We start from the raw sequence: 24,024 nt of genomic DNA, 5'->3' as shown, positions 1-24,024 counted from the left end.
TTTAAACTTAATTTGAAATAAGATAACTTGATTTTTGTTAATTATAATTTAATTAATATTGACTTTATTTAATTTTTATTTAAAATTAATCTTAATTTTTTAAATTAAATATTGGTGGTTTTTTATTATGTGTGGATTTATATTTTCTTCGTCTCAACCTACAGAAAGTTTTCAAAGTTGCTTTGATAGCCTTTTTCATCGTGGACCAGATCATCAAAGTTTTACTACAGAGAATGGTGGTACTTGGGGGTTTCATCGTTTATCGATTATGGATTTAACCAGTAATGGTAATCAACCTTTTAAGCATAATGGTATAGAATTAATTTGTAATGGTGAAATTTATAACTATCCGAAATTAAAGCAGATGCTAACAACAAGTTATGAATTTCATTCAGGTAGTGATTGTGAAGTATTGATCCCTCTTTATGAACGAGTTGGTATAGATGTTATGGTAAAAATGCTTGATGCAGAATTTGCCTTTGTTTTAGTTGATACTAAGTGCGGTGAAATTTTTGCAGCAAGGGATCCTATTGGTATTCGTCCAATGTTCTATGGTTATGATAAGCAACAAGGAGGGATTGCTTTTGCATCAGAAGCAAAAGCGTTAGTGGGGTTCTGTCGTGATATTTTGCCATTTCCTCCAGGACATTATTATAAAAATGGCGAATTTATTTGCTATAACGATATTGCGGATCCTAAAACGGTAGTAGATCATGATATTGAAACCATTGCGAAAAATTTAAGAGAAAAATTGGAAGCTAGCGTGATTAAGCGTCTAAGTGCGGATGCACCATTAGGATTCTTATTAAGTGGTGGCTTAGATTCTTCTTTAGTTTGTGCTATTGCTCAAAAGCATTTAGATAAACCAATTAAAACTTTTGCGGTAGGAATGGATACTGATCCTATTGATTTAAAATATGCTAGAGAAGTAGCCGACTTTTTAGGTACAGATCATACTGAAGTAATAATGACAAAAGATGAAGTCCTGGCTAGTCTTGAAAAAGTAATTTGGCATTTAGAAACTTGGGATATAACTACGATTCGAGCTAGTCTAGGTATGTATTTAGTATGTAAATATATTCATCAACATACAGATTTGAAAGTGTTATTAACTGGCGAAGTAAGTGATGAAATCTTTGGTTATAAATATACAGATTTTGCACCAAGTGCGGCAGATTTTCAACAAGAAGCTCAAAAACGCATTCGTGAACTTTATATGTATGATGTATTACGTGCTGATCGTTGTTTAGCTGCTAATTCTTTAGAGGCTAGAGTTCCGTTTAGTGATATTGATTTTGTTAATTATGCGATGAGCCTTAATCCTGAACGCAAAATGAATGTATATAACAAAGGTAAATATTTGTTACGTAGAGCATTTGAAGGATTAGGTTATTTACCTGATAGTATTTTATATCGTGAAAAAGCAGCTTTCAGTGATGCGGTAGGGCATTCAATGGTAGATCATTTAAAAGCCTATGTAGAAAGTCAATACTCGGATACGGATTTAGAAAATGCAAAACAAAAATATCCTTATGGCACACCATTTACTAAAGAATCCTTACTTTATCGAGACATCTTTGAGAAGTTTTATCCAAATCAAGCTCATTGGATTAAAGATTTTTGGATGCCAAATAAACAATGGAAGGGCTGCAATGTAAATGATCCAAGTGCAAGAGTACTTGGCAATTACGGTGATAGTGGAAAGTAATAATTTCTTATTATCCTAATATAAAAATCCCCACCACGAGGTGGGGAAAATCCGACAGGACAGTAATAGATAAAATAAGAGAATTAGCCATTAAAATATTGAAATATTTCTACTAACTTACTGTAAAACTTATCTAAAACTTTCTTTTCACCTTTTTAATTGTGATAGAACTCACAAAATAAAAAATGTTATTTACTTGTAATATATTTATTGCTATTTTTTATTAGTTTTTTAACCAAAATGAAAATAACGTTGAGAGGAATCTATGTCATTTCAATTATCCAAACAATATAATCAGTTACGTCGTGATATTACATCTTATTATAGAATTGATGAAAAAACAGCTGTAGATGAATTGCAACAAACGCTTAATTTTACTGTAGAACAAGAAGAACGTATTCAAAAAAGAGCGGTAGATTTAATTAATAAAGTTCGCACAGTGAAGAAAAATCAATATGGCGTTGATGCCTTGATGCAAGAATTTTCTTTAGGTGATGATGAAGGAATCGCATTGATGTGTTTGGCGGAAGCATTATTACGTATTCCCGATAATCAAACACGTGACGAACTGATTTATGACAAATTAAAAGAGGGTGATTGGAAATCTCATGTTGGCAAATCTTCATCTCTTTTTATTAATGCCGCTGGTTATGGTTTAATGTTAGGGAAAAAAGTGAGTCAGACTTTTGATGAAAACGATTTATCTAACGCCTTGACAAAGAGTTTTGCTCGTCTTTCCGCTCCAATTATGCGATTGGCAATGGTACAAGCAATGAAAATATTAGGTCAACAATTTGTAACAGGCGTGACTATTGATGATGCTTTAAATCGCATTCAACCACGTTTTGAAAAAGGATTTAGTTTTTCTTTTGATATGCTAGGTGAAGCAGCTATGACTCAAGATGACGCTGATCGTTATTTTAAAGATTATTTAAATGCGATTGAAGCAGTCGGGAAACATGCACAAGGACAAGATATTTACCGTGCAAACAGCATTTCAGTGAAACTTTCTGCAATTCATCAGCGTTATAATCGATCGCAATATGATCGAGTAATGAAAGAGTTGTATCCTAAAATTAAAGAATTATTTTTAAAAGCAAAATCTTATAATATTAGTATTAATATTGATGCAGAAGAGGCTAGTCGTCTTGAGTTATCTCTAGATTTGATTGAGCGACTACTTGATGAGCCTGAATTAAAAGGTTATAAGGGAATAGGTTTTGTTGTTCAAGCCTATTCTAAACGCTGTCCAAAAGTAATTGATTATTTGACCGCACTTGCTCGTGAGAAACAAGGGTATTTAATGATTCGTTTAGTGAAAGGAGCATATTGGGACAGTGAAATTAAATGGGCTCAAACGGAGGGATTGGATGGTTTTCCTCTTTACACTCGTAAAAATCATTCAGATATTTCTTATATTGCTTGTGCAAAAAAATTATTTGCAGCTCAAGATGTAATTTATCCACAATTTGCTACTCATAATGTACAAACTTTATCGACTATTTACGAATTAGGTGAGGGTAAACATTATGAATTTCAATGTTTGCATGGTATGGGCGAAACTTTATATGAAAACATTGTAGGTAAACAGAGTTTAGATCGTCTTGTTCGTGTTTATGCACCAGTGGGGACGCATGAAACATTACTAGCATATTTGGTTCGTCGTTTATTAGAAAATGGGGCAAATTCATCTTTTGTTCATCAACTAGTCGATGAAAATATCCCTGCAGAAGAATTAGTTACACCACCATGGAAACTTTATGATAAATCTCAAGGACAGGCGAATCGTGCTGTTCGTCATCCATTGAAATTATTTAAAGATCGTAAAAATTCAAAAGGTTTTGATTTAACTAATGAATTAGTTTTAGAAAAATTAGAAAAAGCTTTGAATGATTCATCTGTGGAAAATGCACACTCTTTAGTTGCGATTGATGAAAAAAATTATGAGTTAACAGCACAAAATGTCGTTAATCCAGCCAATTTGATGGATAATATTGGGCAAGTTACATTTTTTAATCCTGAAAAGTTACCAGCAGTTTTTTCTGCTTGTGAAAATACTGATTGGTCTCAATTAAGTGCGGTACAAAAAGCAGATATTTTACGTAAGACAGCGGATCTGTATGAGCAAAACTACGGTTTATTAATGAAATTAGCCGTCATCGAAGCGGGTAAAACTTTACCTAATGCTATTGCCGAATTACGCGAAGCTGTTGATTTTTTACGTTATTACGCTCTTCAAGTAGAAACACTTCAACATCTTGATAAACTTGGTCAGGCTAGAGGAAAAGCACTTTGTATCTCTCCTTGGAACTTTCCATTAGCTATTTTTACTGGTCAAATTGCAGGAGCTTTAGCCGCAGGTAATGCAGTTATTGCTAAACCAGCAGAGCAAACTTCACTGATCGCTTTTGCAGCAGTCAAACTTTTCTATCAAGCAGGATTACCACGTAATGCGTTGCAATTAGTCTTGGGTGCGGGTGATGTGGGTGCAGCTTTAGTAAATTTACCGTTTGATGCAGTACTATTTACTGGATCAACAGAAGTTGCAAAATCTATTAATTTGCAGCTTGCGAAAGCTGATAATGATCCAGTATTAATTGCTGAAACAGGTGGACAAAATGTGCTAGTAGTAGATTCATCTGCTCTTTCAGAACAAGTAGTAGCAGATGTTTTAAATTCAGCTTTTGATTCTGCAGGACAACGTTGTTCAGCATTACGAATTTTGTTAGTACAAGAAGATGTAGTTGACAAATTATATGACATGATCACAAAAGCTATGCAAGAACTATCTGTAGGTAATCCAAAATTTTTATGTACAGATATTGGACCTGTGATTGATGAGGAAGCAAAACTAAATTTAGAAAATCACAAAGTTTTAATGCGTAAAATCGCCACTCGTTACGTAGAAAAAGATACTCCTGCAACGGGCTATTTTGTTGCACCTGCGGTATATCAATTAACTAATCTTCAACAAATTACACGCGAAGTGTTTGGTCCAATTCTACATATTATTTCCTATCAAAAAGGAGAGTTAGAAAAAACGTTAAAAGAAGTTAATGCTAAAGGCTATGCTTTAACGGGAGGATGTCATAGCCGAATCCGTAAACAAATTGATTTTGTGGAAAAACATCTCAACTGTGGTAATTTTTATGTGAATCGAAATATTGTCGGTGCTGTTGTTGGTGTTCAACCATTCGGTGGGCATGGTCTATCGGGTACAGGACCAAAAGCTGGTGGGGAGTTTTATTTACAGCGTTTAACTCAAACTAAGCAATATTATAGTCAATTCGGTGACGAAAAAACTCTTGGTAAAAATAAACCGCTCTTAGAGAGTATTACAGGTGAAGAAAATACGCTTGCTTATCGACCTTGCGAAATCGCTATCTTAAATGGTGATGTCGAAATGTCTGAAAAAGCCGCCGATAAATTATTAGCGAATGGATTTAGCGTATTAATTGCGTCAAATCATCCATTAGCGACAATAAATAAAAGAGGGGTTCGAGCTGCAAAAGAGCTGGGAAATTGTCAAAAAGGGGTTTATTTAACCGCACTTTCAACAGAGCAAAAGTTATGGATTGCAGAAAATAGTGATGCTATTTTTAAATGCTATGATTGGCAAAAAACTCAAGATCTTATCCCACTATATGATGAATTCTCTCGCAGTGAAAACACGACCGCCGCAGGAGGTAATGCTTCTTTAATGGCAACACAAGAACAATGATTATAGGAGAAATTTATGCAAAATTACCAAATTTACATTACTTTTGGTCTGTATCTAGTAATTATTTTAGGAATTGGAATCTACGCTTATCGTTCTACCCAAAACTTTGATGATTATATTTTAGGTGGACGTAAAATGGGGAGCTTTGTTACTGCGATGTCAGCTGGTGCCTCTGATATGTCAGGTTGGTTACTTATGGGGTTACCAGGTGCAATTTATGCAGTTGGCATGAGTGAGGCTTGGATTGCTGTAGGCTTAACTATAGGTGCATATTTAAATTACCGTGTAGTGGCTGGGCGTTTAAGAATATTCACTGAAAATTATGATAATGCGTTGACGTTACCCGAGTTTTTTGCTCAGCGTTTTCCTCGTCAAAAAAATGCGTTAAAAATAATGTCGTCGGCAATTATTTTGTTCTTTTTTACTATTTACTGTGCTTCAGGTGTAGTCGCAGGAGCAAAATTATTTCAAGGCTTGTTAGGTATGGAATATAGCACCGCACTTTGGCTTGGAGCGTTATCGACAATTGTTTACACTTTTATCGGTGGATATTTGGCAGTATCTTGGAGTGACAGTATTCAAGCAACCTTAATGATTTTTGCTTTATTACTTGCCCCTGTAATGGTATTACTTCATCTAAGTTGGGATGAAATCACCTTAGCAATTGAAAGTAAAACAGCTATAACAGGTATTCCTTACTCAAACTGGTTGCACAATGTTTCAGGTATTGGCGTTATTTCAGCTATGGCGTGGGGATTAGGGTATTTTGGTCAGCCACACATTCTTGCTCGTTTTATGGCAGCTGACTCTGTGCAATCGTTGAATAATGCTCGACGAATTGGGATTAGTTGGATGATTTTATGTTTAGGTGGTGCAGTAGCAGTAGGATACTATGGCTTAGCTTATTTCTCAGCTCACAACTTACCTTTATCTAATGCTGAATCAATTTTTATTGAACTTTCTAAAGTGATGTTTAATCCTTGGATTGTTGGTGTTGTATTGTCCGCAATTTTAGCTGCAGTGATGAGTACGCTATCAGCTCAATTATTAATGTGTTCTGCTGCAATTACTGAGGACTTTTATAAAGGATTCTTTCGTAAAACAGCTTCAAGCAAAGAATTAGTTTGGATTGGACGACTCATGGTTCTATTAATTTCTGTGATAGCGATTGTTATTGCACAAGATCCAAATTCTAAAGTAATGGGATTAGTATCCTATGCTTGGGCTGGTTTTGGAGCTGCATTTGGTCCAGTTGTCATACTTTCATTGTTTAACCGCAATATTAGTTCAAAGGCCGCATTATGGGGTATGATCTCTGGAGCTGTAACAGTAGTTGCATGGAGTCCGTTGATGAAATACTGGGGCTGGGAAGATTTATCAAAGCTTTATGAAATCATACCTGGATTTTTAATGTGTTCATTCATTACATTGACTTCATCAATATTTACACCAGTAAATCAACAAGTTGCAGAAAAATTTGATCAAGCACTTGCGGAATTTGAAAGCAGACGGTAAGTTTGGTTAAGCTAAATAAAAACTCCGATTTTAATTATAAAATCGGAGTTTGTTAATTTAACTTTATACTAAAGTGCGGTTAGAAATTCGCATTTCTTGGAGAACGAGGGAATGGAATTACATCACGAATATTTTGTACACCTGTGACGTAAACAATTAAACGCTCAAAACCTAAACCGAAACCTGCGTGCGGAACTGTACCATAACGACGTAAATCACGATACCACCAATAATCATCAGGATTTAACCCCATTTCAACCATTCGTTTATCTAAAATTTCTAGTCGCTCTTCACGTTGTGAACCACCAATAATTTCACCGATACCAGGAGCTAATACGTCCATTGCAGCGACTGTTTTACCATCATCGTTTAGACGCATATAGAACGCCTTAATATCTTTAGGATAATTTTTAACTACTACTGGCGATTTGAAGTATTCTTCCGCTAAATAGCGTTCATGTTCAGAGGATAAATCAATTCCCCAAGAAACAGGAAACTCAAATTCTTTGCCTGATTTTATTAATACTTCGATAGCATCAGTGTAGTCGATTTGTGCGAAGTCTGAAGCAATAAAATCTTCTAAGCGATTGATTACGTTTTTATCTACATGTTTTTCAAAGAATTTTAAATCATCTTTACGTTCATTTAATACGGCACGGAAGACATATTTCAGCATGTCTTCAGCTAATTTTGCATTATCAGCTAAATCAGCGAACGCAATTTCAGGTTCTACCATCCAAAACTCTGCTAAATGGCGAGTAGTGTTGGAGTTTTCTGCACGGAAAGTAGGACCGAAAGTATAAATTTTACTTAATGCACAGGCATAGGTTTCACCATTTAATTGTCCTGATACTGTCAAAAAAGACTCTTTGCCGAAGAAATCTTGTGAAAAATCAACCGCACCTTGGTCATTACGAGGTAAATTTTCAAGATCCAAAGTTGAAACACGGAACATCTCCCCCGCTCCTTCAGTATCAGAAGCTGTAATTAGAGGAGTAGCTACCCAATAAAAACCTTGTTCATTAAAGAAACGATGAATGGCTTGAGCTAAGCAATGACGTACTCGAGCGACTGCTCCAATGATATTAGTACGTGGACGCAAATGAGCTACTTCACGTAAGTACTCAATACTGTGACGCTTTGCTGACATTGGATAGGTTTCAGGATCTTCGACCCAGCCGACTACTTGCACATTTTCTGCTTGTAGTTCCACAGCTTGTCCCTGTGCTGGAGATTCTACTACTTTTCCTATTACAGAGACAGAGCAACCTGTAGTTAAACGTAAAATTTCACTCTCATAATTATTAATGTTGTTATTTACGATAACTTGGATTGGATCAAAACAAGAGCCATCATAAACTGATAAAAAAGACAATCCTGCTTTAGAATCACGGCGAGTGCGAATCCAACCTTGCACTTTTACCTGTTCGCCAATGTTTACTTTTCCTTGCAATACATCAACGATTGTTGCAATTTTAGCCATATCAACCTCAATTTAAAAATTTTAATAAAAACCCGCCTAGTTTACCTCAAACTCAATCAAATTACCAAAATCTATCCCTATTAAAATTTCATATCTTTCTTAATAGGTTTTGTGACGTAGTCCACAGAATTTAGATAATAATCTTGTATTTAAAAGTTTAAATGGTATAACTATATAATAATATTAGTAAATTATTTATAAAATACCATGTCTAAGATTAGAAAAGAGGATAAACTTCCGTTGCATTTAAAGCAACTAGGTAAAATTTATCGTTTGATTGAACAGTTTGAAGAAATTTCACGCATTGACTTATCTAAATTATCTCGATTAGCTCCCGCAACAATCACAGCATTAACTCGAGAATTAATAGAAAAAAAACTGATCATTGAAAGAACTGTACAAAACACAGAGGCACGGGGAAGACCTGCTGTTGGTCTGTGTGTTTCGCCATTTTATTGGCAATCGTTATGTGCGGTATTAGCAGAAAATCATTTCGATATTTTGCTTTGCGAGTTAGATGGTACGCCAATTATTCAGCGTGTTTACCCACTTAACAAAGCAAATTTAGTTCAATTAGAACAAGTATTGATTAAATGTTTGCAAAATTTTTTACTTGAAGCAAAACATAAGTTAACGCATCCTTTTGTTTTCTCGATTGCTGTTGCAGGTCAGTTGAATAAAAGTAATGGTAAATTGTATCGTTTAGGGCAATATGAATTATCGCTTGATCTTAAAGCAATATTTGAACCGCACTTTGATATTCCAGTGTTAGTGACAGAGTATTTCGAAACATGGTTATTAGCGGAAAGTACTCTAGGTACAGTTATTGGTTGTAATAATGTACTATTTCTACAAATAGATGATGTGATTAATTTAAGTGTACTTTCTCAAGGAAATATTATTTGTGCAAATAGTAAAGAGAAAATGAACATTGATAAAATGATTGTTCCTCATTTTAACCCTATTCAAAAGCAGATTAATGCACATTTGCCAGAAATACAACGCTATCAAGCAATAAATCAGATTAGCCACCAAGCAATTTGTCAGCTAGTTGATGAAATCTATCCAGATAACAAAGTTGACAATCCTGTAGATAAAATTCGCTTTTTGTGTCAAAAAGCGATTGAGGGGGAAAAAAGTGCGGTAGAAATTTTGCAACATTTCGCAGATGTGATTGCTTACTTATTAATGAACTTAATTAATCTTTTTTCGTCTAAAAAAGTAATGTTGAGTTCAGATCTTCTTACTGCGAAAGATATATTTTTACCTTATTTAAATGAACGTTTGGCAAAATTAATTGAACCAGAAAGAAAAACAGAAGTTATAACAGGGCAGTATAAGCGTAACAATACTGTCGTTATTACCGCTGGTATTAAACAGAAAATCTATGATGGTAGTTTATTGATACACTTGATGTAAAATTCTGCCATTACTTAATAAAAAATTGTGTTATCTCAAAATTTATAATGGAATCATCCTTTAGAATCTAATAGATGTATTTAGAAAAGGAGAAAAAATGAATTGTTTTTTTATTACAGGGACCGATACTAATGTGGGTAAGACGATTGCTTGTAGAGCCATAATTCAATCATTACAGCAAGCGGAAGTACAAGTTGTGGGATACAAACCTGTAGCATGTGGAGTTGAAGATCCTGTTTATTCCGATGTAAAAATAGAAAATGAAAGCGACTATAGTTCAGAGAATAATCCCGATGTATTAACATTAATTTCTTCTACGAAAGAAAATGTAACTTATCAAGATGTTAATAGTTATAGTTTTTCTAATACTATGCCAATGCTTACAACAGAAGTTCAACGTATTGACATTGATAAGATAAATCATGATTTAGCGTGCTTATTTAAAAAATATCGTTCAGTTGTTGTTGAAGGATCATATGGTTGGTTAACTCCAATTAACCAGGAATATACCTTCGCTAGCTGGGCTGAAAGTCATCGTATGCCTGTTATATTAGTTGTTGGGATTAAACAAGGTTGTATTAATCATGCTCTATTAACTGCACAGGCTATTAGACAATCAGGATTGCAGCTACAAGGTTGGATTGCCAATCGTATTAATCCTGGATTAAGTCATTACTCTGAAATTATCCGATTTTTATCTGATAAAATTGATGCGCCATTAATAGGAAAAATTCCTTATATTCACAAGCCAGAAGAACAAGAGTTAGGACAATATATTACAGGCATTGAACATTTGGTTAGAATGATTGAATAAAATTAGCCTAGAAAATATCCTTATTTTTAAGCTAATGTTTTTTATTGCACTATTCAGAGTATGTTATAAAGTGCAATAAATTAACTAATTAGCAATATTAAACACATAACGATGAAAAAAACAAAAATAACAGTTTATTTTCAAAAAAAATTATTACAAAATATGCGAAGACAAACATAAGTTTGTAAGAAGTAATCATCATATCAATGACATAATAAGGAGGAATGATGAAAAAATCACTATTAGCAGCATTAGTATTGGGTTCAACTTTAGCATTAACGAGTTGTGATAAAGATAAAGCTAATGAACATATTGAAAATGCTAAAGCAAGTGCAGTAGAAGCAAAAGAAGCTGTAGTCGAAAAAGCAGCAGAGGTCAAAGAAGCAACAGCAACAAAAATGGCAGAAGCAAAAGAAGCCGCTGTTGAAATGAAAGATGCAGCAGCTCAAAAGGCTACAGAAATGAAAGAAGCGGCAGTTGAAAAAGCAGCAGAGGCTAAAGAAGCAACTGCAACAAAAATGGCAGAAGCAAAAGAAGTCGCTGTTGAAATGAAAGATGCAGCAGCTCAAAAGGCTACAGAAATGAAAGAAGCGGCAGTTGAAAAAGCAGCAGAGGCTAAAGAAGCAACTGCAACAAAAATGGCAGAAGCAAAAGAAGCCGCTGTTGAAATGAAAGATGCAGCAGCTCAAAAAGCTACAGAAATCAAAGAAGCTGTAGTTGAAAAAGCAACAGAAGTAAAAGATGCGGCTGCTAAAAAAATAACGGAAGCAAAAGAAGCTATCAGCGATAAAGTTGAGGGTGTAAAAAAATCCGCTGAATAATTTAAATAATTCTATTTGAATAATATTCAGATTATGCAACATAAGAGTGAGTTTTTATCTCACTCTTTTATTTATTGCAATTTTTTCATTTCACTATTAATAAATTTTTGTTAATATTATTAAAACTTGGGGCTGATTTTGGATTCGACGGGATTAGCGAAGCTCAAGGTGCACGTCGAGGTGCGGTAGGCCTCGTAAATAAACCGCAAAAAAATAGTCGCAAATGACGAACAATTTGCTTTAGCAGCTTAATAACCTGCTCATAGCCTTCTCTCCCTAGCTTTCGCCCGTAAGACGGGAAATAAGAGAAGTCACCTAAAACGGGATCGCGTGGAAGCCGCAGCTATAGGATCGCAACGTTAAATTGAATAGAGCTAGTTTATTTTTCGCGTGTCTGTCCGCAGAGAATAAATGAAATTAAAGACCAGACTAAACGTGTAGTGCTGACAGTAGAGTAATTTCGGACGGGGGTTCAACTCCCCCCAGCTCCACCAAATTTTAGTTAGATAGAGTTCTATCAGATACGAAGTAGCCTTGAAAATTAATGTATTCAAGGCTTTTTTGCTTTTGTGCATTCTATACGGTCCAATCTAAATAAGCATATTTATAAATTAAGTCCTTAATTTAGCGTTCTAGATGATATAATTGACTTATTGTTAAGTACTTTAGTAATAATATAAAGTACAATCTATTTTGGTTAGTAATGAAATTTAGTAGTTATAACTCCACTGTTTTTTACAGTAAAAAGGGAACTATTTTTATAACTGTTGTTCTTAGTTAAATTAAACATGAATTGGATTGTAAATTTGAATAAAAAGTTATTTCGTATTTTCTTCTTTATTTCCGTGTTGATTATTCCGCATTATGCAGTGTCACATCCTCATGCTTTTATTGAAATGAAAAATAAAATTTTAGTCGAAAATAATCAGCTTACAGGGTTTTCTGTAGAGTGGATTTTAGATGAAGCCAGCTCAGCCTCAGTATTGTATGATTTAGCACTAGCACAGGGAAACAAAAAAGAAACACAAAAGTTAATAGATGATATTATGACTAATGTTGTGAATGAACATTATTTTAGCTATTTATTTGATAAAAAAGGAAATAAAATTAAATACAGTGCTAAGCCTAAAAATTATGGCATGAAATCAAATGGTGCGGAAGTTATGTATTTTTTTGATTTTATGCTATCGAAACCAAAAAATTTAATTAATGATACTTTTCAATTGATGACTTATGATCCCACTTATTTTGTTTCAATGTATTACGAGAAACCTACAAAAAGTGCGGTAGATTTTTCTCTATTACCAAAAAATTGTCGAGGAAAAGTTATTGAACCTAATGTAAGTGATAAAATTAGGAAATATGCATCTTCTTTAGATATTAATCAAAAAGACGAAGATTATTCTTTAGGACAAGTATTTGCTCAAAAGGTAGAAATTACATGCAATTAAAAAAACAGTTTTTTTATGTGATAGTTTTTATTTTGCTTTTATTGACCGCACTTTATTTTTTTCCTTATTTTTTTAGTCAAGTTTTATTATGGCAAAGAGAGTTTAATGGATTAATATCTGGTTATTTGCATCAAATTGAACAATCGCCGATAAGAGCAGGTAGCTTATTGATCGCTATCAGTTTTTTATATGGTATATTTCATGCCGTTGGTCCAGGACATGGAAAGTTTATTATTGCCAGTTACCTTTCTACCCATGAATCTAAATTAACAGCTAGTATGAAATTAAGTTTTCTTGCTTCTCTAGTGCAAGGGATAGTAGCTATAGCGAGTACCTCAGTAGTAGTTGTACTAATGCATTTATCTTCAAGCTATTTTAAATTAAGTCAGCTTTGGTTAGAAAGAATTGCATTTGGGTTGCTTTTTTTACTCGGATTATATTGGATTTATCAAGGTGTTAGAAACCTATGGCGTCAATTTACTTATAAGTTATCTAAGCCTATGATCAATAAAATTTATGAGCTTAAACCTATGTTAAATAACCAAAGTGCAGTTTTAAAAAAACATAAAATTATTGATTATCATCAAAATTGTAGCTGTGGTCATCAGCATTTGCCGAGTAGCCAACAATTAGAAGAAGCTACTAACGTTAAGTCACAACTTTTAATGATTTGCAGTATTGGCATGCGTCCTTGCTCGGGGGCTATTTTTATTTTATTCCTTTCTTATATGTTGAAACTATATTCATGGGGAATGCTATCAGCTTTAGCAATGGCAGTGGGTACGGGGATTACTTTATCAGCGTTTGCACTTTTAGTAAGGTATGCTCGCTTGGGTGCAATTCGATTGGGGCAATTTTATGCTTTATCAGCAAAAAAACAAGTTTTAATCAGTATCACAATTAAAATTGTAATTGGCTTTATTTTGGCGTTTACTGCAGTGACATTAATTTATAGTACAATCCTACCAACAAAAGGCGGAACAATATTATTAGGATACTAAATAGTAACGACACTATTGATTAATTAGAGAATATAAGAAGTAAAAAAATTAAAGCCCACAAGGAGGGTATGGGCTTAAATTCTTTTGGTTTGATCAGCTTTTATAAAAGGAGACAAATAAAAACTATCCAAAAGATAAAAATAAACTGGCTCCTCCTGCTGGACTTGAACCAGCGACATATGGATTAACAGTCCACCGTTCTACCGACTGAACTAAGGAGGAAGAATTCTGTATCCTGTATCACAAGGAATAGGCTCGCTATAGTAATGACATTGTATAGTATTGTCAATAGTTAAACTAAAAAAATTTTAAAATTTATTTTTTTATTTTATCTTAATTTATATCCACAGAAGCTGTGGATAACTCTGTTAATTTCTTTTTAGAAAATAATCTAAGTCCTTATAAAAAAGGACTTCTTTGCAATTCTAGTCTAAATTGGTTGCAAAATATCATTTTCTTATTTTTCAATTAGTTATAAAAAATCTAGTAAAATTTTTTAAATTTTTTTTTAGTTTTATTGCTGTAATCTCTTGACAGAGATAAGTCTGTGTAAAACTTGATTTTTTAGTTGCTATTGTAAACAAAAAATTATGATAAAATAACCGCACTTTATTTCGAGATAATATTATGGCACAAAGAATCAACAGTAAACCTTTCATTTTGCATTCAGACTTTTCACCATCAGGTGATCAGCCACAAGCTATTAAAAAATTAGTGGAGAATTTAAATGACGGATTAGCTCATCAAACTTTATTAGGAGTAACAGGATCAGGTAAAACTTTTACTATTGCTAATGTGATTGCTACTTTAAATCGGCCTGCGATGTTACTCGCTCCAAATAAAACGCTAGCAGCACAACTTTATGCTGAAATGAAAGCCTTTTTCCCTGAAAATGCAGTTGAGTATTTTGTATCTTATTATGATTACTATCAACCAGAAGCTTATGTGCCAAGCAGTGATACTTTTATTGAAAAAGACGCTTCGATTAACGATCAAATTGAACAAATGCGATTGTCAGCTACTAAGTCTTTCTTAGAACGACGCGATACGATAGTAGTTGCATCAGTTTCAGCAATTTATGGGTTAGGTGATCCTGATAGCTATTTAAAAATGATGCTACATTTACAGTCAGGAGCAATTATTAGTCAACGTCAAATTTTGGCGAAATTAGCAGAGTTACAATATACACGTAATGATCAGTCTTTTCAGCGTGGTATGTTTCGAGTACGGGGAGAAATTATTGATATTTTTCCTGCAGAGTCTGATGATAGAGCTGTACGTATAGAGTTATTTGATAATGAAATTGAGCGACTCAGTTTGTTTGACCCACTTACTGGAACAAATTTTGGTGCTGTACCTCGTTATACTATTTATCCAAAAACGCATTATGTAACACCAAGAGAACGAATTTTAGATGCGATTGAAAAAATAAAGTTAGAGTTGGCTCAACGGCGACGAGATTTGTTAGCAAATAATAAATTACTAGAAGAGCAACGGCTGACTCAGCGGACTCTATTTGATATTGAAATGATGAATGAATTAGGCTATTGCTCTGGAATAGAAAATTATTCACGTTATTTATCAGGACGTAATGAAGGTGAACCACCGCCAACTCTATTTGATTATATTCCATCAGATGGTCTATTAATTATTGACGAGTCTCATGTAACAGTACCACAAATTGGAGGCATGTATCGCGGTGATCGCTCAAGAAAAGAAACTTTAGTGGAATATGGTTTTAGATTACCTTCCGCACTAGATAATCGTCCATTACGTTTTGAAGAGTTTGAACATCTTGCACCCCAAACGATTTATGTATCGGCTACACCAGGCCCTTATGAATTAGAAAAATCAGGTACAGAGATTATTGATCAAGTTGTACGCCCAACGGGTTTACTTGATCCTGAAATTGAAATTCGCCCCGTTACAATTCAAGTAGACGATTTGCTTTCGGAAGCTAAGCAAAGAGCGGTTAAAAATGAGCGAGTTTTAGTTACAACATTGACTAAACGAATGGCAGAAGATTTAACTGATTATTTAGAAGAACATGGAGTCAGGGTGCGTTATTTACATTCTGATATTGATACAGTAGAACGAGTTGAGATTATTCGCGATTTACGTCTAGGTGAATTTGATGTTTTAGTAGGAATTAACTTACTGCGTGAGGGATTAGATATTCCTGAAGTATCACTAGTAGCGATTTTAGATGCTGATAAAGAAGGATTTTTGCGTTCAGAACGTTCTCTTATCCAAACTATTGGACGGGCCGCTCGAAATTTAAATGGAAAAGCGATACTTTATGCTGATAGTATTACTAAATCAATGCAAAAAGCGATCAGTGAAACAGAACGCCGACGCCAAAAACAAATGGAATATAATGCGAAGAAAGGTATAGTGCCACAAGCATTGAACAAAAAAGTAGGTGAATTACTCGATGTGGGGCAAGGTACAAATTATAAGGCTAAAAATAAACAACGTTTACAAAAAGTGGCAGAACCGACCGCACTTTATCAACCGAAAAATGTGAAAGAATATCAACAACAAGTTAAAAAATTGGAGCAACAAATGTACAAATATGCTCAAGATTTGGAGTTTGAAAAAGCAGCTAGCATCCGAGATCAATTGCATGAACTGAAAGAAAAATTCATTTCAGAGTAAGGATAAAACTAAAATATTAATTATATGTTATGGAACAGATTTAGATGGTGCGACTAGCTGGACTCGAACCAGTGCCCCCCACCATGTCAAGGTGGTGCTCTAACCAACTGAGCTATAGTCGCATTTTGAATTGGCGTAATAATATAAGGTTTTAAGCTTAACGACAAGGCATTTTTTGATTTTTTAGTTCATTTGTTAGAAAAATAATCAGTAGTTTATTTCATTTATAAATTTTTTCTATTTTGTGATCTCGATCATATTTTATTTTAGGCGTATAATAAGAGCAGTTTTATTATAGGCTGATTTTGGCTATTAGGCCTGAGTAAATGTTTTTAATTAAATCATGAAATTGATGGAGTACATAATGTCTAGAAGACTAAGAAGAACCAAGATCGTATGCACTATGGGGCCTTCAACGGATCGCGGCAATAATTTAGAAAAAATTATTGCTGCTGGTGCAAACGTTGTTCGTATGAATTTTTCTCACGGCACGCCTGAAGATCATATTAATCGTGCTGAGCGAGTGCGTGAAATTGCGAAAAAATTAGGTAAAACAGTTGCCATTCTAGGTGATTTGCAAGGTCCTAAAATTCGTGTTTCTACTTTCAAGGAAGGTAAAATTTTCTTAAATATTGGTGATAGATTTGTTTTGGATGCTCAATTACCAAAAGGCGAAGGTACACAAGAAGCCGTTGGATTAGATTATAAGACTTTACCACAAGATGTTGTTCCTGGTGATATTTTGTTGTTAGATGATGGACGTGTTCAACTTAAAGTCTTAGAAACTCAAGGTTCAAAAGTATTCACTGAAGTAACAGTAGGTGGTCCTCTTTCTAATAATAAAGGAATTAATAAATTAGGCGGTGGTTTATCTGCGGATGCGTTAACTGAAAAAGATAAAGCAGATATTATTACAGCGGCACGTATTGGTGTTGATTATTTGGCTGTTTCTTTCCCTCGTTCAAGTGCTGATTTAAATTATGCTCGTCAATTAGCAGAAGAAGCAGGTTTGAATGCAAAAATTGTTGCAAAAGTTGAGCGTGCTGAAACTGTAATCGATGACGAAGCAATGGATGATATTATTTTAGCATCTGATGTAATCATGGTTGCTCGTGGTGATCTAGGTGTTGAGATTGGCGATCCTGAGTTAGTTGGTGTACAGAAAAAACTAATTCGTCGTTCTCGTCAATTAAATCGAGTTGTTATTACAGCGACTCAAATGATGGAATCGATGATAAGCAATCCAATGCCTACTCGTGCTGAAGTGATGGATGTTGCTAATGCTGTATTAGATGGTACAGATGCAGTGATGTTATCTGCTGAAACTGCAGCGGGACAATATCCATCTGAAACTGTAGCTGCAATGGCGAAAGTATGTTTGGGTGCAGAAAAAATGCCAAGTATTAATGTTTCTCGTCATCGCTTAGATAAGATCTTTGAAACGACAGAAGAAACAGTTGCAATGTCAGCAATGTTTGCTGCTAATCATATGAAAGGCGTAGCAGCGATTATTGCAATGACTAACTCAGGTAGAACTGCAAGATTGATGTCTCGTATTAGTTCTGGATTGCCAATTTTTGCCCTATCACGTAAACAAGAAACATTGAATTTATGTGCATTGTATCGTGGTGTTGTGCCAGTTCATTTCGATAAGGAAAGTCGTACTATTGAAGGTGTAAGAGTGGCGATTAGCTTATTGAAAGATAAAGGTTATTTAATGAGTGGTGATTTAGTATTAGTGACTCAGGGAGATGCTATTACTTCTGGACCTACAAATACTTGTCGTGTTCTAGTAGTAGAATAAAAAATTAAATAAATTCGCCTTACAATGTTAAGGCGATTTTTTTTGATTAGTATTAGCTGTTGACTGTGACAAAATTATTACGATTAATGGAGCAATTATGAATAAAGAATTAGAGAAAATCCAACAAGCACAAGATCTTTATAATCAATGGGTTGAGTTATTACCCGAATTAGAAAAAAGCTTTGAACAGTGGAAAAAAGCAACAGATATAATCGAACAATTAGGAAAATTTTACTTTAGTGATAAATGGAGAGATCTTCATGATAATGCAGATCAATATAAAATAGATACTAAAGGCAACTATAGTGTGCTATCAGAGGATGCAGTTTGGAATGCGGTTCATGAGAAAAGAGAGCTTGATTTGCAATGGTTAAAAGCTATAGTTGCTAAATTAGATTGATGTTTCAATTGAAAGTGCGGTCAGTTTTGTCGTTTTTTATGACCGCCATGAATGTTTAATAATTTAAGCTTTAATTCTTGCTTGATTGCTTTTCTTTATAGTTTACCCCCTAAATTTATTGTTTTTACTTAATATGTATAATTTTAGGGGGCATGTAAAGTTAAAATTTGTAATCTAAACCTAGTCGCATTGTTCTTCCTGGCGCTGTATTCAGTCCCATATTATTAGTGTCTAAATAATAACGATTAAATAAATTATCAATATTAAAACTGAGTTTTAGATTGTTAGTTACTTGATAATTAGCATATAAATCTACTAATGAATAAGGATTCCATTCAATACTAGAAGTATTTTGGAAACGCATAGAAGATAGCACGGGTACGAAGCGTTTACTATAATAGCTATAGCGACCACCAATGTCTAATTTATTATCTAACCATCTAGTTCCTAAAGTTAAGTGTGTAGTGAGTTTTGGTGGTACTTGATTATTCAAGTTACTACGGTGAATAGATGTCACACATTCAGTTTGATTTAAACAGAAATTGACTTTTGTATAATAAGTGGTTGCAAGTTTTGCATAGAATTTCTGCATATCAAAATAAGCTGAGCTTTCTAAACCATAAAATTTTGCACTATAAATATTGATAGTTTGTGTCGTGCCATTATCTGTATTAGTGCGAGTTAGATAGTCTCGAATATTATTTTGGAAATAACTAAGTTTGAAACCAGCAACATTTTCACTATTAGCAATATTTTCAAAAAATAAATTTAAACCGACTTCCCAGTTATTTGTGCGTTCTGGTTTAAGTTGATCTAAATTATTTTCCGTATTTTGCATACTCCAACCTTTTGTACCTTGAAATAAGCTAGGGGCCTTAATTGCACGAGCGTGTTTAAGATAGAATTGAATACCTTGAGGCAAGTCTAGACTTAGCATTGCGATAGGTGAAAACCCGTTTATTTTTATTGGTTGCTGATATTCAAAAGTTGTTTTATTTTTCCCTGTAGTTGGATCGAGATCACCAAATTTTACTAATGGTTGATAATCTTGAATAGTTGTATCCGTATAACGTAATCCTATGTCTGCTTTCAATAAAGAAAAAATAGGGTAATGTGCGTTCATAAAGAGACTTTTTTCAATGCGTTTTCCTCTACGAATATATAAAGGAGCGATAGCGTCATCGGGGTAGCCTTTTTCTTTCACTCTTGCTTGAGCATCTTTTGGTAAATCCAATAGTTCATGACTATAACTAAAGCTGTAATTTAATTTCATTGGTTTTGAATTTAGATTAAATACAGTGCTGTTTTTTAAATTTAGACCCCATTGTTTTAAATCAGAAAAATGGGCATGGCGACTTGAACGAGAATAGCCATATTCTTCTAAAAACGGAGTAAAGTTTGACGAATCTACATGGGTATAGTAAGTATTTAAATCAAAGTCAACAAACGGAGTGTTAGGATTATAATGATAGCCAAAATTGTAACTATTGACTTTAATTTCAGTACCTTCACCTTGCAATGCACCAAAGGCTCTGAAATTTAAAATTGAAGGCATAATTTCACCAAATTCGCTGTGATAGCGGTTATAGCCTAAACTAATACGGTGATTACCATAGTATAAGTTTGTTTTTGCTAAAAAAGAGCGGTTGTTTTGTGACGTATTTAATGCTTCTTCTCCTGGACGATACAGCGTGCTGTGATTCTCTTTGAATTTAATTTTACCTACTGTAATGCCTTCTTTAGTTATGGATTTATAGGTTGGATAATCATAAACAGTAATGCCATTCGCTTCTTTTTCTTGATCTGTAATTTCAGATAATGAATTCTTGCCTAATTTTTTGAGAACGTCTGCAACGTCATAATTAAAACTTTCATCTTCAGATGTCTTCTGATGTTCTTTGATTTCAGGTAGTTGACCATGCCGTCCAACAAAATAATTCCCTTGCTTGCGTTTTGCATAAGCTAATACTACGTCACCATGTTCCCATTTTTTTGCAAAAGCAACACTGAAATTGTAAGAGTTAAAGTGCGGTGACTTTGACGAATAATTTGCATTAGGTGAATAAGTTTGAGTTTCACATAAACCCGCAGCGTTTTTGCCGCAATCTGCGATATAACGAGTTTGATAACCACCTTTTGTATAATAAGCAGGTGGTGAAACAGTATTATCCATTGTACCTAATCGAAGACGAATACCCCAATCTTTATCTGTAGGAATAATATCTTTCCAATCAATCGTTTTCATTCGAATAACACCACCTATCGCACCTGTAGCATCAGCTTCCATTGAAGCTCCTTTCTCAATTTCTACATTGCTAATTAGATCGGGATCTAAATAAGTACGGCTTGATGAACCAGCATAACCTTGCCAAGATGGTACTGATTGCATAGCATTATCAACAATAACAGGTACGCGTCCTTCGTTAGCAATACCTCGAATATTGACAGATAATGCACCGCTGTTACGTTTATTACCAGCAATTACTCCAGGTACTCCAGTTAAAAAATCTCCAACAGAAGAACCTCTAAATTTATTGATATCTGATTGATCTAAGTAGGAATAAGATCCTGATTTTACATAACTTTTAAGATTATGCTCATCATAAACAGTATTTGATGAACGAACAATAATTTCATCTAATTTATATGGAGTTGATGATTGAGCATAAGATATGCTAAAAGCAGCATTTGCTAAAAATAATAAACTAATGCTAGTTAAATGTTTGGACATTTTATTTACCTTTGGTTATAAATTAAACAATTAGTTGAGAATTATATCAACTCAATACTATAAGATCATCAAATTATTTGTTTCAATGTAAAAAAAAGACCGCTCTTTATCTTAAAGAGCGGTCAGTTTTACAAAGAAATTATAATATGAATTAGGCTAGTTCAGCACGCAATTTTTTAGTAACTTCAACCATTACTTTTAATTGCTCGATCGTTTCTATCCAGCCACGAGTTTTAAGACCGCAGTCTGGATTTACCCATAGACGCTCTTTTGGTACAACTTTTAATGCTTTACGTAGCAAATGTTCAATTTCTTCTGGTTTAGGTACACGTGGACTGTGAATATCGTAAACGCCAGGACCAATATCATTTGGATATTTAAAATCAGCAAACGCCGTTAATAATTCCATATCTGAGCGAGAAGTTTCAATAGTAATTACATCTGCGTCCAATCCTGCAATTGCAGGTAAAATATCGTTAAATTCAGAATAACACATATGAGTGTGGATTTGAGTGTCATCTTGCACTCCCATATAACTCAAACGGAAAGCTTCTCCTGCCCACTGTAAATAGTCATCCCAATCTGTACGTTTCAGCGGTAGACCTTCACGAATTGCAGGCTCGTCAATTTGAATTACTTTAATTCCTGCTTTCTCTAGATCCAATACTTCATCAGAGAGAGCAACGCCAATTTGTTTACAAACAACAGAACGAGGAATATCGTTACGAACAAAAGACCACTGTAAAATTGTGACAGGTCCTGTTAGCATGCCTTTCATTACTTTCTGAGTTAGGCTTTGTGCATAGGTTGACCAGCGAACAGTCATCGCTTCAGGACGAGCTACATCACCATAAATTACAGGCGGTTTAACGCAACGTGAACCATAACTTTGTACCCAACCGAATTTAGTGAAAGCAAAACCATCTAATAACTCGCCAAAATATTCCACCATATCATTGCGTTCAGCTTCACCGTGAACTAAAACGTCTAAATCAAGTTCTTCTTGACGACGCACTACATATTCAATTTCTCTTTTCATCGCTGCTTCATAATCTGCCTCACTTAAAGCTCCTTTCTTGAAAGCAGCTCGAGCTTGGCGAATTTCACTAGTTTGTGGGAAAGAACCAATATTTGTAGTTGGCAATAGCGGTAATTTTAGCCATGCATTTTGTTTTTCGATGCGTTGTGCGAAAGGTGATTTTCGACGATCAGCACCTACAGGAAGATTAGCTAAACGCTGTGCTACTTCTGTGCGATGAATTTCTGAACTATTTTTTCTAGTTTCAGCTGCATTTTGACTCGCAATTAACTCAGCTTTTACTGCATCACGACCTTGCTCAAGTGCGGTTTTAATAACAGATAATTCTTGTACTTTTTGTAGAGTAAAAGCTAACCAATTGTACAATTCAGGCTTGTTGGCTTGGAGTTGTGTTTCTACCGATAAATCATAAGGTGTATGCAATAATGAACAACTCGGTGCAATCCATAAACGATCACCAAATTTTGCTTTGAGCGGTTCAACAAAATCCAATATAGCGTTTAGATCTGCTCGCCAAATATTACGTCCATCAATTATTCCTACAGATAAAACTTTATTATAATCTGTAAAAGCAGATAATTGTTCTGGGCTACGTATTAAATCAATATGTAATCCCTCTACAGGTAAACTTTTTAATAAATCTGCATGTTCTGCTACTGAACCGAAATAAGTTGCGAGTAATAATTTAGCTTGTACTTTTTCTGAGAGTAATTGATAAACTGTTTTATAAGCTTCAAGCCATTGTGATGGTAGATCTACCGCTAATGCTGGTTCATCAATTTGTATCCATTCAACACCTTCTGCACTGAGAGCATTCAAAATTTCCACATAAACTGGTAATAATTTATCTAATAAATCAAAGCGATTGAAAGATTGCCCTTTTTCTTTGCCCAAGAAAAGGAATGTTAATGGACCAACAATAGTAGGTTTAACTGTAAAACCCAAGGCTTTTGCTTCACGGATTTGGTTTATATAATGAGTAGGGTTTGCTTTAAATTCAGTATTGAGTTGAAATTCTGGCACTAAATAATGATAGTTTGTATCAAACCATTTAGTCATTTCAATAGCGAATTGATCCTTATTTCCGCGAGCTAGTTGAAAATATTGATCTAAACTTAATTTCTGACTATCGAAACCAAAACGTGTAGGAATTGCTCCTGTTGCTACTTGTAAATCTAAGATATGATCATATAATGTAAAATCAGCTACAGAAACATAATCAGCATTAGCATTTGCTTGGTGTCTCCAGTTAATTTCGCGTAAACTCTTTGCAATATCTTGTAAATCTTGTTCAGTGATATCTCCACGCCAATAACGTTCTTGTGCAAATTTAAGCTCACGTTTTGCTCCTACACGTGGGAAACCAGATAAATGAAATGTTGTCATGCTAAGCTCCTTATTATTTATATTAAATTTTGAATAAAATAGACGTCTAAACGTCTTATTGAAATTATAATGC

14 protein-coding genes, 2 tRNA genes and 1 other RNA gene are annotated in these 24,024 nt (G+C 34.3%); 12 read left to right on the top strand and 5 right to left on the bottom strand.

Annotated elements, in window-relative coordinates; translation table 11 throughout:
- Positions 1-127: 127 nt before the first annotated feature.
- The 3 genes from asnB to putP all read left to right on the top strand — a co-directional run bounded on the left by asnB (position 128) and on the right by putP (position 6,944).
- Positions 128-1,708 (top strand): asparagine synthase B, encoded by a 1,581-nt coding sequence (asnB, locus tag ACFQ02_RS03565; protein WP_380819427.1) that lies wholly within the window; start codon positions 128-130, stop codon positions 1,706-1,708.
- A 265-nt stretch (positions 1,709-1,973) separates the two neighbouring features.
- Complete coding sequence (gene putA, locus ACFQ02_RS03560; protein WP_380819424.1) at positions 1,974-5,429, top strand: bifunctional proline dehydrogenase/L-glutamate gamma-semialdehyde dehydrogenase PutA; 3,456 nt, start codon at positions 1,974-1,976, stop codon at positions 5,427-5,429.
- A gap of 15 nt (positions 5,430-5,444) precedes the next feature.
- A complete protein-coding gene (putP, locus tag ACFQ02_RS03555) occupies positions 5,445-6,944 on the top strand; it encodes a sodium/proline symporter PutP (protein ID WP_380819421.1) in 1,500 nt (499 codons plus the stop codon).
- Positions 6,945-7,023: 79 nt separating this feature from the next.
- Here putP and asnS read toward each other — a convergent pair whose 3' ends face one another.
- Complete coding sequence (gene asnS, locus ACFQ02_RS03550) at positions 7,024-8,427, bottom strand: asparagine--tRNA ligase (protein WP_380819419.1); 1,404 nt, start codon at positions 8,425-8,427, stop codon at positions 7,024-7,026.
- 207 nt (positions 8,428-8,634) lie between these two features.
- Here asnS and ACFQ02_RS03545 point away from each other — a divergent pair, with 207 nt between their 5' ends.
- From ACFQ02_RS03545 to zevB, 6 genes are all read left to right on the top strand, one after another.
- Positions 8,635-9,846, top strand: coding sequence for an ROK family protein (locus ACFQ02_RS03545; protein ID WP_380819417.1), 1,212 nt, complete (start codon positions 8,635-8,637; stop codon positions 9,844-9,846).
- 97 nt (positions 9,847-9,943) lie between these two features.
- Entirely contained in the window at positions 9,944-10,660 is a 717-nt protein-coding gene (gene bioD / locus ACFQ02_RS03540; protein WP_380819415.1) for a dethiobiotin synthase, read from the top strand.
- Between the two features lie 227 nt (positions 10,661-10,887).
- Complete coding sequence (locus ACFQ02_RS03535; RefSeq protein WP_380819413.1) at positions 10,888-11,481, top strand: hypothetical protein; 594 nt, start codon at positions 10,888-10,890, stop codon at positions 11,479-11,481.
- A 128-nt stretch (positions 11,482-11,609) separates the two neighbouring features.
- Positions 11,610-11,975, top strand: a transfer-messenger RNA (tmRNA) gene (gene ssrA, locus ACFQ02_RS03530).
- A gap of 294 nt (positions 11,976-12,269) precedes the next feature.
- The gene (locus tag ACFQ02_RS03525; protein ID WP_380819410.1) at positions 12,270-12,932 is read left to right on the top strand and encodes a DUF1007 family protein; all 663 of its coding nucleotides are present in this window, start codon (positions 12,270-12,272) and stop codon (positions 12,930-12,932) included.
- The gene (gene zevB / locus ACFQ02_RS03520; protein WP_380819408.1) at positions 12,923-13,933 is read left to right on the top strand and encodes a zinc transporter permease subunit ZevB; all 1,011 of its coding nucleotides are present in this window, start codon (positions 12,923-12,925) and stop codon (positions 13,931-13,933) included. The genes ACFQ02_RS03525 and zevB overlap by 10 nt, the downstream gene beginning before the upstream one ends.
- 146 nt (positions 13,934-14,079) lie before the next feature.
- Here the strand turns inward: zevB and ACFQ02_RS03515 are convergent.
- A tRNA-Asn gene (locus tag ACFQ02_RS03515) sits at positions 14,080-14,155 on the bottom strand.
- Between the two features lie 405 nt (positions 14,156-14,560).
- Here ACFQ02_RS03515 and uvrB point away from each other — a divergent pair.
- Entirely contained in the window at positions 14,561-16,591 is a 2,031-nt protein-coding gene (uvrB, locus tag ACFQ02_RS03510; RefSeq protein ID WP_380819406.1) for an excinuclease ABC subunit UvrB, read from the top strand.
- Between the two features lie 45 nt (positions 16,592-16,636).
- Here uvrB and ACFQ02_RS03505 read toward each other — a convergent pair.
- Positions 16,637-16,713 (bottom strand) — tRNA-Val (locus ACFQ02_RS03505).
- Between the two features lie 242 nt (positions 16,714-16,955).
- Here ACFQ02_RS03505 and pyk point away from each other — a divergent pair.
- Positions 16,956-18,395: a pyruvate kinase gene (pyk, locus tag ACFQ02_RS03500; RefSeq protein WP_380819403.1), complete on the top strand. Its 1,440-nt coding sequence runs from the start codon at positions 16,956-16,958 to the stop codon at positions 18,393-18,395.
- A 97-nt stretch (positions 18,396-18,492) separates the two neighbouring features.
- Complete coding sequence (locus ACFQ02_RS03495) at positions 18,493-18,795, top strand: DUF4298 domain-containing protein (RefSeq protein WP_380819401.1); 303 nt, start codon at positions 18,493-18,495, stop codon at positions 18,793-18,795.
- A gap of 160 nt (positions 18,796-18,955) precedes the next feature.
- Here ACFQ02_RS03495 and ACFQ02_RS03490 read toward each other — a convergent pair whose 3' ends face one another.
- Positions 18,956-21,526, bottom strand: coding sequence for a TonB-dependent receptor domain-containing protein (locus tag ACFQ02_RS03490; protein ID WP_380819398.1), 2,571 nt, complete (start codon positions 21,524-21,526; stop codon positions 18,956-18,958).
- 151 nt (positions 21,527-21,677) lie between these two features.
- Entirely contained in the window at positions 21,678-23,951 is a 2,274-nt protein-coding gene (metE, locus tag ACFQ02_RS03485; protein WP_380819395.1) for a 5-methyltetrahydropteroyltriglutamate--homocysteine S-methyltransferase, read from the bottom strand.
- Positions 23,952-24,024 lie beyond the last annotated feature (73 nt).

It is taken from the genome of Seminibacterium arietis (assembly GCF_042675725.1).
GTDB classification, from domain to species: domain Bacteria; phylum Pseudomonadota; class Gammaproteobacteria; order Enterobacterales; family Pasteurellaceae; genus Seminibacterium; species Seminibacterium arietis.
Note: the sequence above shows the minus strand (reverse complement) of the source record. Positions and strands in the feature narration are given on the sequence as shown.

What these genes read in the sequence shown, in the direction of transcription:
- asnB (WP_380819427.1), top strand. Translation starts at nt 128, where the DNA reads ATGTGTGGATTTATATTTTCTTCGTCTCAACCTACAGAAAGTTTTCAA.
- putA (WP_380819424.1), top strand. Translation starts at nt 1,974, where the DNA reads ATGTCATTTCAATTATCCAAACAATATAATCAGTTACGTCGTGATATT.
- putP (WP_380819421.1), top strand. Translation starts at nt 5,445, where the DNA reads ATGCAAAATTACCAAATTTACATTACTTTTGGTCTGTATCTAGTAATT.
- asnS (WP_380819419.1), bottom strand. Translation starts at nt 8,427, where the DNA reads ATGGCTAAAATTGCAACAATCGTTGATGTATTGCAAGGAAAAGTAAAC.
- ACFQ02_RS03545 (WP_380819417.1), top strand. Translation starts at nt 8,635, where the DNA reads ATGTCTAAGATTAGAAAAGAGGATAAACTTCCGTTGCATTTAAAGCAA.
- bioD (WP_380819415.1), top strand. Translation starts at nt 9,944, where the DNA reads ATGAATTGTTTTTTTATTACAGGGACCGATACTAATGTGGGTAAGACG.
- ACFQ02_RS03535 (WP_380819413.1), top strand. Translation starts at nt 10,888, where the DNA reads ATGAAAAAATCACTATTAGCAGCATTAGTATTGGGTTCAACTTTAGCA.
- ACFQ02_RS03525 (WP_380819410.1), top strand. Translation starts at nt 12,270, where the DNA reads ATGAATTGGATTGTAAATTTGAATAAAAAGTTATTTCGTATTTTCTTC.
- zevB (WP_380819408.1), top strand. Translation starts at nt 12,923, where the DNA reads ATGCAATTAAAAAAACAGTTTTTTTATGTGATAGTTTTTATTTTGCTT.
- uvrB (WP_380819406.1), top strand. Translation starts at nt 14,561, where the DNA reads ATGGCACAAAGAATCAACAGTAAACCTTTCATTTTGCATTCAGACTTT.
- pyk (WP_380819403.1), top strand. Translation starts at nt 16,956, where the DNA reads ATGTCTAGAAGACTAAGAAGAACCAAGATCGTATGCACTATGGGGCCT.
- ACFQ02_RS03495 (WP_380819401.1), top strand. Translation starts at nt 18,493, where the DNA reads ATGAATAAAGAATTAGAGAAAATCCAACAAGCACAAGATCTTTATAAT.
- ACFQ02_RS03490 (WP_380819398.1), bottom strand. Translation starts at nt 21,526, where the DNA reads ATGTCCAAACATTTAACTAGCATTAGTTTATTATTTTTAGCAAATGCT.
- metE (WP_380819395.1), bottom strand. Translation starts at nt 23,951, where the DNA reads ATGACAACATTTCATTTATCTGGTTTCCCACGTGTAGGAGCAAAACGT.